The sequence below is a fragment of the Nostoc sp. S13 genome (assembly GCF_029379315.1).
Lineage (GTDB): Bacteria > Cyanobacteriota > Cyanobacteriia > Cyanobacteriales > Nostocaceae > Nostoc.
The window spans coordinates 1-14,993 of the sequence record NZ_JAQYWQ010000047.1; the positions used below are offsets into that span (position 1 = coordinate 1).

A 14,993-nucleotide genomic window follows, 5' to 3' on the forward strand; every position below is an offset into this window, starting at 1 on the left:
AAACCTCTCCGTATTCTCTCTTAGTCTTGTTCAGAAATCAAATAGGAGTCCTATATATCTTCATATTATCGAAGTCAAGAATCAATATTTCGATTTTTTGACTCTTGATAACCTCTACAAAAAAAATATGACACTTACGCAAGTCGTAAATATAGGAATCCCTCCTTCCTCTTTCATCGCCATCTTAAAAGGCGCAATCCAGGCACAATTAGGTAGTAACTCACTCCTAACCAGAAGCTGATCAAGAAGCCCACAGAACCAAAAAAAGTCAGAGGTAAGTATAACTCTGACCAGGCTGGTTGACTAGAAAATTGGAAGATCGGAGGTGCTAACTTCAAAAGAATCAAAACTGCATAGGCGATCGCACTGCCAAAGGCAGCGAACACAGCGTACACTATGTGATGGCTGCGAAGACCTAAACTCAAGGTGAGTAGGCAAACTGCTACTAAAATCACTGCCACTAAGCCCTCGCCGCTGTCTTTTGGTGTGATTAATTGCAAAATCAACCAGCCGAAGCCATAGCTAATCATGCCCATTAGCGACGCCACTAAAAAGCGCCGCCGTTGACCAAAACACCCAGATACTGTTAGTCCCCATGCGGTTCCCCAACCTGCGGCGACGAACACCAAAATATCTGCCCCGAAGACGGGTTGAGTATTTGGCACTAATTGGTTTAGCTGACTCAAAATCAATTCCACAACCTGACGACCCAAGCTGGTGCGATATGCCAAAATAAAACCAGCGATCGCACCAAAACAAGCGCCGATACTAGTCAGGATCATCGCCCAAATCGTCGCTAAACAAGCTTGGAAAGTTTTGATGATTGCCTGAGCAATAAAAATAACGGTTTTGGTTATAGCTTGGCTAAAGTTAGCTAAAGCTTGTTTAATAGCTTGTGTTAGTAATGTAAATCTCTGGGAAGCTTGCGTTGAGGCTTGCTTAACGTTGTTCCGTAGTTGGAAAAATAACCCTGACGGCGGTAATGGTCGAGAAATCTTCGCCAACCGTTTTTGAATCATAGCTGCATTTGCTGGACGCGATCGCACATCTGCCTGCACCATCTCATCTAGCAAATCTGCTAATTGGGGGTTGACATTCACCGCAGTTCGCCAGCGCAATTTCCCAGTTTGCTGATCTTCTAACTCTAGCGGGTACTTGCCTGTTAGTAGTTCAATAATCGTTCGACCGAGGGCATAAAAATCGGCACTTGGCCCAACAATACCTCCAGTCACTTGTTCTGGTGGACTGTAGCCAGAAGAAAATAATCGGGTGGAACTAGACTGAGAACGCAGCTTAGAGGCGCTAAATTGTTTTGCGCCGCCAAAATCGATTAGTACCAGGCGATCGCCCTCTGTTTGACCTTCAAGTGAGGTTTTAGTTGGCGAAGAAGTGCCCAGCATCAAATTAGAAGGTTTGATATCCCGGTGAATAATCTGACGTTTGTGTAATTCCTGTAAAATTTGTACAGCTTGGGCGAACCAGTTTAAAACCAAATCCTCTGAACACCCTTGGGGAAACTTTTTTAATATCTCCTCTAAAGTCCGCCCATTGATTTTTTCCATTACCAGACAAGGCAGTTGGTGCGGTTTGGGATTAAACAGGTTTACGTGAAAATACCCATCGGCATCGACCGTGGGGACACCTGGATGCTGCAAGCTAGATAAAACTGCCGCTTCTTGGGTAAATAATTCCAGTGCCTTTGGCGAATCTTCTACCAACACTTTCAGCACTTTCTCTGTTTGAGTTTTTTCATCCCAAACCGTGTATATTTGAGCAAATCCTCCCGACCCCAAGGGCTGAAGTGGAACATAGCGGTCTAACAACTCTAGCGGTGCGCCACAGCTGTTGCAAAATTTGTTTCCCCAAGGCTGAGGATAAGGACGTAGACAATCAGGATTTATGCAGTGAACCGCACTCTGAGTGATGTGGGACACAACCGCTACAATACAAAGGCTGACTTGATTTTAGCGTTGATTGAGAAAATACCATTCTGACTTTTTGATTACTCGTGCTGATTCCCATAAAGAAAACCCTCATAAAATCTATGAGGGCATTCGTTTATATCTATGTCAGTCCTTAATTACGAAAACTTCTCTTACTCTGTCTATGCTTGGCAACTTCTTTGCGCTTACGTTTTTCTAGGGGCGTTTCAAAATGGCGATGCTTTCTCATGTCTGGAAAAATTCCAGCCTTGGAAACTTCTCGCTTAAATCGTCGTAAGGCTGACTCAATATGTTCATTGTCACCTACAATTACTTGGGTCATTATCTCTCCTACTAAGTTGACTTAATCAATGAGTATGCAGACGGTAAGAGTGCAAAAAAAAGACAGACTCCTTGTCTGACCTTAAGACTCTAGGTAAATTTTTTTGGTTCCAAGGTTAGTAGCGGGAGCGCCCGCCGCCACCGCCACCGTATCCTCCTCGATTACCACCAAAGGAACCTCTATCACCTCTATCTTCCTTGGGTTTAGCCTTATTCACTTTCAGGTCACGACCCATCCACTCAGCACCGTCGAGAGCTTCAATGGCAGCTGTCTCTTCAGCTTCAGTTCCCATTTCCACAAAAGCAAAGCCTCGCGGACGACCTGTTTCACGGTCAGTAGGTACTTGAACTCGCTTTACAGTTCCATATTCTGCAAAAATACCACTTAAATCCTCTTGTGTAACGTCATAAGAGAGGTTACCTACATAAATTGACATCGATTCTCTCCAAAATCATCACTGTGTAGAGATTTTAATTTCTCTGAGAAGTCTGTAAATACTAAAAGGAAAAAGCCTTTCAATACTAAAATCAAAGACATCACTAAATTAACTCTCCTAATCTAGGATGACATACGAGCCAACTCTCTGCATCCAGTAGATAGTTAACCGGTGATGCGATCGCACCTAAGCGAGATCGTCTGCCCCCACCTACCATAAGTACAGCCCACCGCAAAAAAGGGTTGGAAATGGAAGAAGATAAATTCTGTAGAGTGATACAGGAAATCAGACATGCAGGGGCGCATCTTTGAATATCCGAATTGAACGTTTGACTGCATTAACCATGAAGTATTACTCCCAAATTTTAATATGAAAGGCAAAGTCAGGCAACAAATAAAGGCTATGCATACTTGTACTCTTTTGGAGAACCCGCTATGAAAGCAACTGCGATCGCGTACCTGTCTGCCGTCATGGGTGTCATCGTCAACAAAATGAGAACTCAGTCGTTGTCACAAGTTTCACTTATTGTGAGGCAAAATATTTAAAACCCTTCTGCCTTCTGACTTGAAAGTGCTGAGTGCTGAGTAAAAATCCCAGTCACTAGAACATTTTCATGCAGTCCCAATAAAACTAGTTTCATCGGGACTGCCTTCTGCCTTAAAGCGCGTAACCTTCAATCATTATCAAAAATTGCCAAGAACCGAATTTTTGTGCAATATTACTTGGCAAAATTGTTAAGTAATGTTTCGCCAACAGTGTCTACGCTATATTTACCCCTATTTAGGGAATTCGCCAACGGTATCCGGTATCCGGATCTCGGCTCAATACCAATTAAGGTTCTACTAACACTGGTGTACCAAGTTTGACCATTTCATACAGTTCACGGACATTTTCGTTATACATCCGAACACAACCACCAGAAACTGCTTTTCCGACAGATGATCTATCAGGAGTGCCATGAAATCCGATGTATTCTCTACCAACATTCCAAAATGCAATCCAGCGTTCTCCCAATGGATTATTTGCACCAGGAGGAACTAATTTTCCAGTTTTAGGATTTGTCCAATCGGGGTTTTTCAACATCTCAATAACTTTAAACTTTCCTATTGGCGTTTCCAACCCTGATTTACCAACCGCCACTGGGTAGCGAGCTTGTAAACTGTCTCCTTTATATACATACACCTGCCGTGTACTTCTTTTAAGTACTAGACGGATGTGTTGTTCAGAAGCTATTGGAGTAGTTAGTTTTACTCTAGGAGGTGCTGGCTTCTCAATTGTCTTTCGGAAATCTATACTTTGGCTAACAGTTACGTTAACATTATGTTGTGATTGTATCCAGAAAAACAATCCAATTGCACTAAAAATAATACTTAAACCAGTAGGAAGATACAGGCTATTCTTTGTTATCTTGATCTGCATAAGCTATCTGTCTTGATAATAGGACTAGGAATGAGGATGCTCTAAATAAATCACGGCTATCAGATTCTAAGTAAACCTGATAGCCAATTTTTGGTTTCTTGTTGCACCTTCCCCCCGATTTTACCTCCCGCCTAAACTCCTATTGGATTAATAAAAAATACTCAGAATTCAAGAATCAACCAGCTTGATTTCTAACTTCTGATTTTTGCCTTTCTAGTTTGGTCATTTTTATCAATTTTTTCAGAAATGTATTTTTACCCCCGCCTGATTGGGAAGTTTTGAGGTATTGAAGGTATTTTGGGAGATGATCTGACAGGTCTTCTTATCTTCCTTTCTTGAATACTTTCTCTCTCTGGTGTATATATTACTGACCGAACCCGTGGTTTATATTCTCGTCTTGTAATGACTCTCTCTCTTCGTCTAGTCCGTGTTGTAGATTCTCCTCTACCAACTGATTTATTTGGTCTAAAAGCGAGTTGGTTTCTTTTTGGTCGGCGTTGTGATTCCTGTATCGCAAGTCCTGCAACAGGCGGTTCACTAAATGTATATTTATTTTCTTCTATTGCCTTACCTGCGACAGGTGCATCTTGCGCCAGTAACCTTTGTGCTGGAAGACAACTCAAACTCACGAAAACCACTAGAGTAGTGGCAGACAGCATAAGTCTCATCTTCTTTAATAACCTTTGGTCGATTAATTCATTTCAGTTTAACATTGTGAGAATGCCAAATTAAATCAATATTTATGTCGGCACTATCGATAGTTGCTGTTCAACTCCTTGCATGAAAAATTATCACTTCCTTCTAACTTATCTTCACGCCACGATCCGTCTTGCTCAGTCTTATCTTTAAACACATATATTCCTTTCCCTTGACATTTATTGTTGGCAAAGCTTCCTTTATATTCATTTTGATTTCTCAATTTCAAATGTCCCAGTCCTTGGAATTTATCGTCTTTAAACTGACCTAAATAATAGTTAATATTACTTTCTACCGGATATGATAATCTCCCACATCCATCACGCTTATTATTCTTAAAGTCTCCATAGTATTGATAACCCTCATTATTAAAAACCATCAACCCTCTACCATTAGCTTCTTTTGTTTTTGGATTTATATCACCATAGTATTTATAGGTGCTATTTTCCCACGTTGGCTTTCCTTTAGCTGTAGGAGGTGAAGATAGTTGTTCGTCGCTATCGCAAGGTAATTGAGAAAATTCTAAAGAAGGTGGTGGGGTTGTTGGTGTTGTATCTGGTGTTGTTGTGGGTACTGGTACAGTATTTGGTTCAGGTGTTGTTGGAGATGTTTGTTGCCCTAGTATTTTTTGTATTGGAAGAACAGTTAAACTCGTGGAAATCAATAAACAAGAAAACGGGAGTATGAATTTTATTTTCATAAAGAACCTTTCTTTTTGTTAGATGTACACGACCTGAAATTTATTTCGCATTATTAATTAGTCTAAACCTAGACTAAGTATAAGGTAAAGAATCAGGACTTTAGGGAATTATATTACAGAACAAGTGTAACTTGATTAAAATTTGGTATAATTATTTTTAATATATCAAAGTAATCAGCTTTTAGTTCATAGAAGTTAAATTTGTAGGGATAATCATCACCTACGTCAATAAACTGAAATAATTAAAAATGTTTAAGGATAATAAAGCTGTTTTGGAAATAATAGGTACTGAAGAATTCTTACATAACAAATTATCACTTCCTTCTAACTTATCTTCACGCCACAATCCGTTTTGCTCAGTCTTATCTTTAAAAACATATATTCCTCTTCCTTGACATTTATTGTTGATAAAGTTTCCTCTATATTCGTCTTGATTTCTCAATTTCAAATGTCCCAGCCCTTGGAATTTATCGTCTTTAAACTGACCTAAATAATAGTTAATATTACTTTCTACCGGATATGATAATCTCCCACATCCATCACGCTTATTATTCTTAAAGTCTCCATAGTATTGATAACCCTCATTATTAAAAACCATCAACCCTCTACCATTAGCTTCTTTTGTTTTTGGATTTATATCACCATAGTATTTATAGGTGCTATTTTCCCACGTTGGATTTCCTTTAGCTATGGGTGGTGAGGATAGTTGTTCGTCGTTATCGCAAGGTAGTTGAGAGAATTTTTCGATTTGAGGAGGTGATTCTGTAATTACTGGGGAAGGGAATTCTGTAATTACTGGTTGTGGATTTAGAGTATCTTGTCTTCGAGTAGAAACAGACACTATATACATAAATGAAACAAATATAATTAAAACTGCTCCACCTGTCACTATCACTTTCCAATTAGAGAGGAATTGCCAGCTTGCTGGCTGTTGTTTTGGCAATGGTAGAGGTGATGGTAATGCAGTAAGTGCTTGCAATGCTTCTGTTGATGTTTGGTATCGCTGACTAAAGTTGTAACGTACCATTTTGGTTAAAACATCAGCCAGTTTCTTGCTAACATTTGCCTCATGTTGCCAAATTATTTCTCCATTAGTAGGGTCTTCTTGGAAGTTTTGAGGTAATTTACCTGTCAAAGCTTGGATACCAATCACTCCCACTGCATAGATATCACTGCATAGTCTTGGCTTAGAATTAGCTTGCTCATTTGGCATATAACCATTGGAGCCAATAGCAATAGTGGAAGTAACTCGACCTTGAGTATTCGCAGCCAAACCTTTAATTTCCTTGACTGCGCCAAAGTCAATCATCACAATCTTGCCATCATCACGACGACGGATCAAATTGGCAGGTTTGATATCACGATGGATGATATTCTCTTGATGAACCACAATCAAAACTTGGAGAATTTCTTGTAATAGTTTGACAACTTCACCTTCACTCCATTGAGTACCAGGTATTATTTCTGCGGTCAATTCATACCCGTCTATAAATTCTTGCACCAGATAAAATTCGCCATTTTCCTCAAAATGAGCAAATAGTTTAGGTATTTGGTTGCTAAGGTTCCCTAAACGGTATAAAAATTTTGCTTCGCTCTCGAATAGTCGTCTAGCAACGAGCAAAACTTCCTCCTCGGATGTTTTAGGCTTAAGCTGTTTCACGACACATTTGGGATTGTTAGGCAAATCTAAATCTTCAGCTATATAGGTGTCGCCAAATGAACCACTCCCTAAAAACTGTATGATTCTATAGCGGTTACGGAGAATTATGTCTTTCACTATCTATTGTCTTTCGCAGACTATTTCATTTGTATCGTAGAACTTTTATCAAACTTGGGGTCAATGCATTCTCAATTTTGTATCTCTAAAGTTAAATTGTCTTCTTGACAACTAAACTTTGCCTTTGTATAGCCACTTCCGCTTGGTTGATTATTGAATTTAAATGCGTAAAACTGGACTTTATCGATTATGTCTTTTTCGTCTTTATCAAAAAATAAAGGGTTTTCGATATAATCAAAGTCACTAGGAAAAATAATCTTCCTTTCTACTAAACCACCGATTCTAATAATGGCACCATTTAGATTATCTCTCTCCGCTTCTGGTTTAGATATTTTCTTATCTATTAAGTTCCCATTATGCTCCCATCTGAAAGCAATTACCCACTGCTGTAAAGGAAGTGTGTTCATGGTTTTGCTCTTGTAAGTCTTTATAGGATACAGCTAACTACATTTCTTCACAGTGTTATTCCTGAAAACACTATACACAAGTGACCAAATTTTTACAAGTTGTGATTACTTCTGTAACTTCTTTACTTTAGACAAATCATTGATATTAATGAGCCTTAGATAGGGGTTTGTTTTACTTTCAATAGAGAAAATTATAAAAACAAAAGCCGTAGCTTTTTTAAACGGAGACGGAGGCTGAGTTTTGACAATTTTAGTTCGCTATGAACTTATGAAATTCTGTACTTAATATTCTTACATTTTGTAGAAATCTAAATTCACTAGCTCGAAAATTTCTGCGATGCCTACGGCGGGCTACGCCTACGCTAAAAAATAGTAGTTTATTTGACTATGTGAAGTTGCGTATCATCACCTTTCCAAGTTATTTCCAATTCGGCTTTGACAACTTGAGCAGCATCATCTTTGCCCAGTGCCTGCAAACTTGCCTGCAAGCCAGATAGAGAACGCCCATTATGGGGATACTTTTTTAAATCAGCACGAAAGATTTTCTCGGCCTGTGCATAGTCACCCTTAGCCAAAAGCACACCGCCCAAAGATTCTCGCGTGGGAAAGTACCAGTCTGGTGGTTCTAGATAATCAAAGGCATCTTCTGCTACTACTGCTTTTTCTAGTAATTTGATCGCAGATTCATAATCATGCTTTTCTTTAGCAATTTTGGCGTCTAGAACTTTTGAGGCAATGTCTAAAATACGACTAGCAGAACTGAATCCAATGGTTGCTTCGCTGGAAATTACCTGTTTGGCAGCTAGTAATGCCCGACTTTCGCTTGCTGCATCTTCAAGTTTGCCGGTGGCTGCGTTCGCCATGCCGCGAGCAAAATGCCAAAGTGCTGTCTTAGTGGGCAATTTCGCATCGGGGGCAGGAGTTTTCAAGATGGCATCCCAGTCACTAAAGCGTGTCTGAATCAGCATTTTGCTGCCCAGGAATCCCTCAAGCATTGGTGCATAGGGGTCAATGGCAGTAGCATTTGCGACTAACGTCTCTGCCGCTTGGAGAGCATCTTTATATCTTCCTGCCATGCTGCTGGCCACCATGAAGAAATGTATGTTGTGGTTGTAGTACATCATGGGGTAAGTGCCCAGGACTTGATATTTTTTAATGTATATATCATCTTGAGCGATCGCCTGCCTATTTGCCCGCATTGCCCCTTCATAATCTCCCACACGAAAAAAAATATGGGAAGGCATATGTACCAAGTGTCCTGCCGATGGCGCTAGGCTTGACAGTCGTTTGGCACTCACAAGCGCCCGCTCTGGGGAAGGCGAAGCTTCCACTGCATGGATATAGTAATGATTAGCTCCTGGATGATTTGGGTTACGTTTAAGAACTGATTCTAAAACAGCCACAATTTCTTCAGTATCTGGCTGTGGTTTGCCATCTTTAGTCCAGTGCTGCCAAGGATGTAAATCCATCAAGCTTTCAGCGTAAAGCGTCGCCGCATCCAAATCATCAGGATAGCGCTTGACTAAGTTTGCCATTGCTTTTGCGTAGTCTGTCGCTAGTTGATACAAGTTGACATGAATATCTTGGGTGTAACGTTTTGCTAAGGCAGTAATGTAGTCTCGTTCTTGGGTAGATGCTTCGGTAGAAAGTGCCAAAGCTTGCTGTACAGCTTGGTAAGCAGCTAATTCCCGGTTGGGGTCTATTTCTAAGTTAATATTGGGCCCCAGAGCTAGAGCAATACCCCAATATGCGATCGCCAGATGTGGATCAAGTTTGGCAGCGTGTTGAAAAGAACGCACCGCCTCATCATGATTGAAAGCGTAAATTAAATTTAATCCCTGATCGAAAAACTCTTGCGCTTGGGGATTAGAAGTGGAAACTGGATGATGGATTGTGCCAAGTCCAGATATTAAAGTATAGGGCTGTTTTACTTCAGCGTAGACGGAAAGCAGATTGTCGTCAGCGATCGCCGCACTAGGAGTGACTAAAGAGAGTATAAGTACCCAAACTAGAAATAAGTACTTCATTGTCTATATTCTTTTTCTTCAAGCTCTTTTTTTATTTATATCCAAATGCCACAGATTCTCTAAGGAAGCAATTTGTTCTTTTCTGGCTTCAGATTCCCTCCAAATAAATTAGACATCTCCAGAAATGAAATATGCGTTATCTAGAACCCTTGTAGAGACGCGAAATTTCACGTCTCTATATTCTCTTTTGGACATATCTATTTAAGTTCATCCGTAATTTCAGACATTTGACTAACCTCATTTAGTGATTAGAAACGAAAGTATTTTGAACCATCTCGTCTAATTTACCCAGGATTGAGTACGCGAACTCGCTCTCTGTGGCGCTATGACCACCAAGTTGGAAGCAAGCCACTCCACCCTGTTGACATATTTACCATATCCAGTGGTAATAAGCCAAGTTGCAGTTTATCATCATCGCTATCTACCTGAAGTTATAAATTATTTGGCCTCAAGATAGAATAATATAATGATACCTTTGCTTCTTTTGAATATTACTTGAATTCTCAAGATGAATTTAACCGTTAAATAACTATATATAACGGACACAAATATTTGTCATAAAAACATCGTCAGATAGAAGACTTAAAAGCTGTCTAAAAGTAATCTATAAACATTGCAGCGCTTTTCGAGCAAGTAACAAGAAATCAACACTTAACATACTTTAGGAACAAAGAAAATGAGTATCGAAGATAAAGCAAAAGCTTTTGCTAAAAACATCGAAGGTAAAGTACAAGAGGTAATTGGCGAAGTAACTGGCGATCCTAAAGATAAAGCTGAAGGTAAAGCTAAACAAGCTGAAGCCCAAGTCCGCCACACTGCTGAGAATATCAAAGATGAAGCTAAAAAGGCTTTAGAATAGTACAAGTGAAAATTTCCTTACTTTAATAAGTTGCTCAAGTAGGGGCAAGTCATGGATTGCCTCTACTTATCTGGTTAATTGAGATTTTAGCTGGATTTATGCCGTACTATACTAGGTGGAAATTTATTTAGAAAGAAAGGTTTAGTAAATAATTATTTACTGAACCTTTTTTATTTATTAAATCTGTGTTTTACCTAATAAACGTTTATGGGAGAATACTTCTATAAGCAATCTAAAAATTTAATCATTTCATACAATGAATGATGAATCTTCACACTCTGGCTGTTTGTAATTCTCCACAAAACTTGTTTAGATTTTGTTATCACTTCTATTGAGATTGGTAAGCTATTTTTATTTTGATTAACTTGGAAACCTGCACGTTTTAAAGCACGAATAGTCCACACAGATGCGATACCCTCACCTATCAAATTAATTTCTCCCTTGTAAGATGTATGGAGATGAAATTCGCCAGAAGTAACATCAAACTCTACACCTTCACTCTCGAAAGTATCAGCAAACGCACCACTCAACACTAAATCTTCCGGTGCGCCAACGTGTAAAATCCCATTAGTTGATAACAGCCAAACTTTATCCGCGAGACGTAAAGCTAAATCTAAATCGTGGGTAGAAAGGAGAATTGCTTGATTGGTTTCCCGCGCTAACTGACGCAACAATTGCATAATTTCCACCCGTCGCGGTAAATCTAAAAATGCTGTTGGCTCATCAAGTAGCATCACAATAGGCGACTGAGCTAACGCACGCGCAATCATAATTTTTTGGCGTTCACCATCACTTAATTCGTTAACTTGGCGTTGTATTAAGTGTACTGCTCCTACAGATTTTATTGCCCAATGTACTATGGCTTCATCTTCGGGTGTCAAATTTCCCCACCAATCAGTGTAAGGATATCGTCCCAGAGTCACCAAAGTGTAGGCTGATAGCATTCCTACATCAACTTTCTCGGTGAGTACCAAACTCAGACGTTTGGCTAATTCTTGTGGTGCTAATTTGTAAATATTTTCGCCTAAGAGTCGGACTTCACCCGTGATTGGGGGTTGCATTCCGGCAAGCGATCGCAGTAATGTAGATTTACCCGCACCATTAGGGCCAAGTAAGCATACAAGTTCCCCAGCTTGCAGAGATACAGAAATATCCGATGCAACACACCGAAGAGTTTTTCGGGATGTTTTATAACCAATAGTCAAATTGTGAGTTGTTAAAATTGTATCATTCATGACGGAAAAGATTTTTGGGAATTACGCCGCAGAATTACCCAAGTAACAACAGGAGTTCCAATTAAAGCAGTAACAGCATTTAAAGGTAAAACCATCTGACTTACCGCAAGTTGGGAAAACAAATCTGCAAACAATGCTAAGATTGCACCCATCATTGTTACGCTAGGAATTAATATCCGATGATCGGAAGTATTGAACAGACTACGGCATAGATGGGGAATTGCTACACCTAAAAATGCTATGGGCCCGCAAAAAGCAGTAATTGCTCCAGCTAATATAGATGCACTAGTAATAATAGAAAATCTGGTTTTCTGCACTGTTAAACCTAGACTACGTGCATAAGATTCACCAAGTAAAAGTGCATTCAGAGATTTTGATTGTAACACTGCTGCCAATAAACTCAAAAGTATCACAGGAATTAAAACAATTAACTGTCTCCAAGTCACCCCAGCAAAGCTACCAAAAGTCCACATAATATAACTTTGAATGCGTTCTTTTGAGCTAAACTGCAACAAAATACTTACTATTGCACTAGTAGCATAACCAAACAATAAACCTAAAATTAGTAGTGTCATCGTATCTTGCACTCGGCGAGAAACAACTAACATCATTCCTAAAACTGAGGCTGCACCGAGACTTGCTGCTATGACTAAACCAAAATCACTAATTATTCCTAAATCTGCTAATAATGTTGGTGTTGTAGCACTTGCTGTCAGCACAACTAACGCTACACCTAAACTTGCACCAGAACTAATACCCAATACAAATGGCCCAGCTAAGGGATTTTTAAATAGGGTTTGCATTTGTAAGCCACTCACACCTAAAGCTGCACCCGCTAAAGTTGCAGTTAAAGCTTTAGGTAGGCGAAATTTGAGAATAATATTAGTCCATGTAACTTTTTCTGGTTCTTTTCCTAGCAAAATTTTTATTACTTCATTCAGGGGAATATCAACTGAGCCGAAAGCCAAGTCTAATAAAAACGCAAATATTAAACCTGTAATTAAACTTGAAAAAATAATGATTTTTACAGCCTGGGCTTTTGGATTTAATAAGGCTTTTTTTAATTGAGATTTTTCGTTTAACATTATTAAATAAGTTTGCGGTAATAAAATAACTGATGATTAGGTAATATCTCTGGATGCAGTATTTTAATCAAGTCAGATAAAACTATATCTGGGTTACTAATTCCGCCTTCCCAGTAATCATTACTTCCACTTTCATTGACACGGGCATTATTATTGTAAAGATTGCCTGTTTTCACAGCCTTAAAATCAGCATAGCGATTATCTTCTGCGACTAAATCCTTTAAACTCTGCCAAGATTGGCTAAAATTCAACCAGTAGTCAGCATTGGCTGCACGTTCCAAAACAAGTTCAAAAGATAAAGGTAAACTACCAGAGGATTTATCATCACTCCAGAGATAGTTTGCTCCTGCGTCAGCTAGATATTTAGCTACGTAACTTTTACCCCCAGGCATATACCAGGTACCTTTAAAATTGAATCCAACAAATACAGTTGGACGATTTTTTACAGATTTAGCTTTTTGAGCTACTCGTTCATATTTATTGGCAATTTCACTAAATATTTTTTCTGCTTGCTCGTCTTTATTAAAAAACAGAGCCGTAAATTTTAACCATTCGCTTCTTCCCAGTGGTGTGTCTTCCATATATTCAGAATTTATCGCCACTTTCAAACCCGCCTCTGTGAGTTTGGCATAACTATCTGTTTGGGAATTTCCAGTACCAAAAGTTGTTATCAAATCAGGATTTAATTCTATTACTTTCTCTATATCCACATTTGAATTATCACCTACTTGTGCTAAGTTTCCGGCTTTGATTCTCTCGACTACATCAGGTGTATTTACCTGCTTACTATTACTAATACCAATTAGTTTATCAACTACACCTAATTTGGCTAGGTGGGGTAAATGAGTAGTAGATAGAGCAACTATGGAATTAATGGGAACTGTAATTACCTGTGCTTGATTAAATCCTTTTGGTGTGGGAGTTCCACATTGGACTAAAATATATTCAAACTTTGTGTTGGCATTCTGCCAAGGATTTTTTATAGTAACGATTTTGTAATGTTTATGATACTCTACTGCCAAGCCTGTTGCATGAGTAATCTTGATTTTATTAGGGAAGTAATTAGTATTGGGGTCATATTTTTGAATACAGGCGTTATGATTGGTATTTGTAGAGGTATCAATTCCTGTACTATGGCAAGCAATTACTAAAGTCGCAATGAGAAAAAACTGGCACAACAAAATAAGTTTGGAATGAGGCAATTTGACAAAATTCATATTATCTAACTTTTGGTCTATCGGTTGGTAGTGGTGTTCAATAACTTTATTCCTTTTCACAAAATGTTCATTTGTAGGTTGAATGAAGGCTTGCACGCTAAAATAATAGATGTAGTTATGCTTAAAAGCTAATGAATATCAATATTGATATACCTGATAAGATACGCGTTTATGTCGATGCACGATTGATAATAGGTATTTACAACAGCATCGGCGAGTATTTTCTAGACTTGGTGCAGCAAGACAAAAAACGTAAGGCGCAAGCGAAGTTAGAAATGCTTTTACTTGAAGGTATTAACTCGGACACTCAGGAAGTAACACCAGAATATTGGCAAAATTTGCGTTCTACGGTTTTAGATGAAAATCGTACAGCAACATAAAGCGACGCATGAACTATAAGTTAGTTGAAACAGATCAAGCAACGCAAGATTTGCGGCAGCAGGCAAATTACATATTGGTCACTCGATTTTGGATTTTGGATTTGCGATATTTCGACAAGCTCAGTACAAGTTTTAGATTAATCTCTTCTTTAAAGAAGAGGCTTTAACAACGAATTTTTTTCTTTTTTTATCCATGAATGGAGAGGCTTGAAATCCTTAATTTTAGATTTAATATTTTTATTTTAATCCAAAATCTAAAATCTAAAATCTAAAATAGCTCGGTTAATTGATACATTGCGGTAATCGAAACCATAAACTAGGGTTTGATTATTAGCAAATTTCCAACTGTGTTGTGTTTGCAATCCATAAGAAGTTTGTCCGTTATCATATCGTACTTGGGATGAATAGCGACTATCATAACGAGTGTTAAGAGGCTATTTATAAAGTAAATATTAAGTAGGGTGTGTTACGGCTATGCAAGGATTTGGGA

General features: G+C 38.7%; 14 protein-coding genes. 2 read left to right on the forward strand and 12 right to left on the reverse strand.

The window, feature by feature from the left end:
* Positions 1–173: 173 nt before the first annotated feature.
* From PUQ00_RS16120 to PUQ00_RS16160, 9 genes are all read right to left on the reverse strand, one after another.
* A complete protein-coding gene (locus tag PUQ00_RS16120) occupies positions 174–1,934 on the reverse strand; it encodes a serine/threonine-protein kinase (protein WP_300418449.1) in 1,761 nt (586 codons plus the stop codon).
* 142 nt (positions 1,935–2,076) lie between these two features.
* Positions 2,077–2,265 carry a 30S ribosomal protein S21 gene (gene rpsU / locus PUQ00_RS16125; RefSeq protein ID WP_012407716.1) on the reverse strand — a complete coding sequence of 63 codons (189 nt, stop codon included), beginning with the start codon at positions 2,263–2,265 and terminating at the stop codon, positions 2,077–2,079.
* 115 nt (positions 2,266–2,380) lie between these two features.
* Complete coding sequence (locus tag PUQ00_RS16130) at positions 2,381–2,701, reverse strand: RNA-binding protein (protein WP_273762368.1); 321 nt, start codon at positions 2,699–2,701, stop codon at positions 2,381–2,383.
* Between the two features lie 831 nt (positions 2,702–3,532).
* Positions 3,533–4,120 (reverse strand): L,D-transpeptidase, encoded by a 588-nt coding sequence (locus PUQ00_RS16135; protein ID WP_300418453.1) that lies wholly within the window; start codon positions 4,118–4,120, stop codon positions 3,533–3,535.
* 254 nt (positions 4,121–4,374) lie between these two features.
* Positions 4,375–4,779 carry a hypothetical protein gene (locus tag PUQ00_RS16140; protein ID WP_300418456.1) on the reverse strand — a complete coding sequence of 135 codons (405 nt, stop codon included), beginning with the start codon at positions 4,777–4,779 and terminating at the stop codon, positions 4,375–4,377.
* A gap of 92 nt (positions 4,780–4,871) precedes the next feature.
* Positions 4,872–5,516, reverse strand: a complete 645-nt coding sequence (locus PUQ00_RS16145) for a hypothetical protein (protein ID WP_300418459.1) — start codon at positions 5,514–5,516, stop codon at positions 4,872–4,874.
* 220 nt (positions 5,517–5,736) lie between these two features.
* Entirely contained in the window at positions 5,737–7,296 is a 1,560-nt protein-coding gene (locus tag PUQ00_RS16150; protein ID WP_300418549.1) for a protein kinase, read from the reverse strand.
* 68 nt (positions 7,297–7,364) lie between these two features.
* A complete protein-coding gene (locus PUQ00_RS16155) occupies positions 7,365–7,700 on the reverse strand; it encodes a hypothetical protein (RefSeq protein ID WP_300418463.1) in 336 nt (111 codons plus the stop codon).
* A 377-nt stretch (positions 7,701–8,077) separates the two neighbouring features.
* Positions 8,078–9,727, reverse strand: coding sequence for a hypothetical protein (locus PUQ00_RS16160; protein ID WP_300418466.1), 1,650 nt, complete (start codon positions 9,725–9,727; stop codon positions 8,078–8,080).
* A 676-nt stretch (positions 9,728–10,403) separates the two neighbouring features.
* Here PUQ00_RS16160 and PUQ00_RS16165 point away from each other — a divergent pair.
* Positions 10,404–10,586, forward strand: coding sequence for a CsbD family protein (locus tag PUQ00_RS16165; protein WP_300418468.1), 183 nt, complete (start codon positions 10,404–10,406; stop codon positions 10,584–10,586).
* A gap of 221 nt (positions 10,587–10,807) precedes the next feature.
* Here PUQ00_RS16165 and PUQ00_RS16170 read toward each other — a convergent pair whose 3' ends face one another.
* From PUQ00_RS16170 to PUQ00_RS16180, 3 genes are read right to left on the reverse strand one after another with little or no spacing between them, the layout of a single operon-like run.
* On the reverse strand, positions 10,808–11,821 hold the full coding sequence (locus PUQ00_RS16170; RefSeq protein WP_300418471.1) for an ABC transporter ATP-binding protein: 1,014 nt from the start codon (positions 11,819–11,821) through the stop codon (positions 10,808–10,810).
* Positions 11,818–12,906, reverse strand: a complete 1,089-nt coding sequence (locus tag PUQ00_RS16175) for an iron ABC transporter permease (RefSeq protein ID WP_300418474.1) — start codon at positions 12,904–12,906, stop codon at positions 11,818–11,820. Before PUQ00_RS16175 ends, PUQ00_RS16170 begins: the two co-directional genes overlap by 4 nt.
* Before the next feature lie 2 nt (positions 12,907–12,908).
* Positions 12,909–14,123, reverse strand: a complete 1,215-nt coding sequence (locus PUQ00_RS16180; protein WP_300418552.1) for an ABC transporter substrate-binding protein — start codon at positions 14,121–14,123, stop codon at positions 12,909–12,911.
* 131 nt (positions 14,124–14,254) lie between these two features.
* Here PUQ00_RS16180 and PUQ00_RS16185 point away from each other — a divergent pair, with 131 nt between their 5' ends.
* A complete protein-coding gene (locus PUQ00_RS16185) occupies positions 14,255–14,503 on the forward strand; it encodes a type II toxin-antitoxin system ParD family antitoxin (protein ID WP_300418476.1) in 249 nt (82 codons plus the stop codon).
* Positions 14,504–14,993: the final 490 nt, after the last annotated feature.

What these genes read in the sequence shown, in the direction of transcription:
- PUQ00_RS16130 (WP_273762368.1), bottom strand. Translation starts at nt 2,701, where the DNA reads ATGTCAATTTATGTAGGTAACCTCTCTTATGACGTTACACAAGAGGAT.
- PUQ00_RS16185 (WP_300418476.1), top strand. Translation starts at nt 14,255, where the DNA reads ATGAATATCAATATTGATATACCTGATAAGATACGCGTTTATGTCGAT.
- PUQ00_RS16180 (WP_300418552.1), bottom strand. Translation starts at nt 14,123, where the DNA reads ATGAATTTTGTCAAATTGCCTCATTCCAAACTTATTTTGTTGTGCCAG.
- PUQ00_RS16170 (WP_300418471.1), bottom strand. Translation starts at nt 11,821, where the DNA reads ATGAATGATACAATTTTAACAACTCACAATTTGACTATTGGTTATAAA.
- PUQ00_RS16145 (WP_300418459.1), bottom strand. Translation starts at nt 5,516, where the DNA reads ATGAAAATAAAATTCATACTCCCGTTTTCTTGTTTATTGATTTCCACG.
- PUQ00_RS16140 (WP_300418456.1), bottom strand. Translation starts at nt 4,779, where the DNA reads ATGCTGTCTGCCACTACTCTAGTGGTTTTCGTGAGTTTGAGTTGTCTT.
- PUQ00_RS16175 (WP_300418474.1), bottom strand. Translation starts at nt 12,906, where the DNA reads ATGTTAAACGAAAAATCTCAATTAAAAAAAGCCTTATTAAATCCAAAA.
- PUQ00_RS16160 (WP_300418466.1), bottom strand. Translation starts at nt 9,727, where the DNA reads ATGAAGTACTTATTTCTAGTTTGGGTACTTATACTCTCTTTAGTCACT.
- rpsU (WP_012407716.1), bottom strand. Translation starts at nt 2,265, where the DNA reads ATGACCCAAGTAATTGTAGGTGACAATGAACATATTGAGTCAGCCTTA.
- PUQ00_RS16155 (WP_300418463.1), bottom strand. Translation starts at nt 7,700, where the DNA reads ATGAACACACTTCCTTTACAGCAGTGGGTAATTGCTTTCAGATGGGAG.
- PUQ00_RS16135 (WP_300418453.1), bottom strand. Translation starts at nt 4,120, where the DNA reads ATGCAGATCAAGATAACAAAGAATAGCCTGTATCTTCCTACTGGTTTA.
- PUQ00_RS16165 (WP_300418468.1), top strand. Translation starts at nt 10,404, where the DNA reads ATGAGTATCGAAGATAAAGCAAAAGCTTTTGCTAAAAACATCGAAGGT.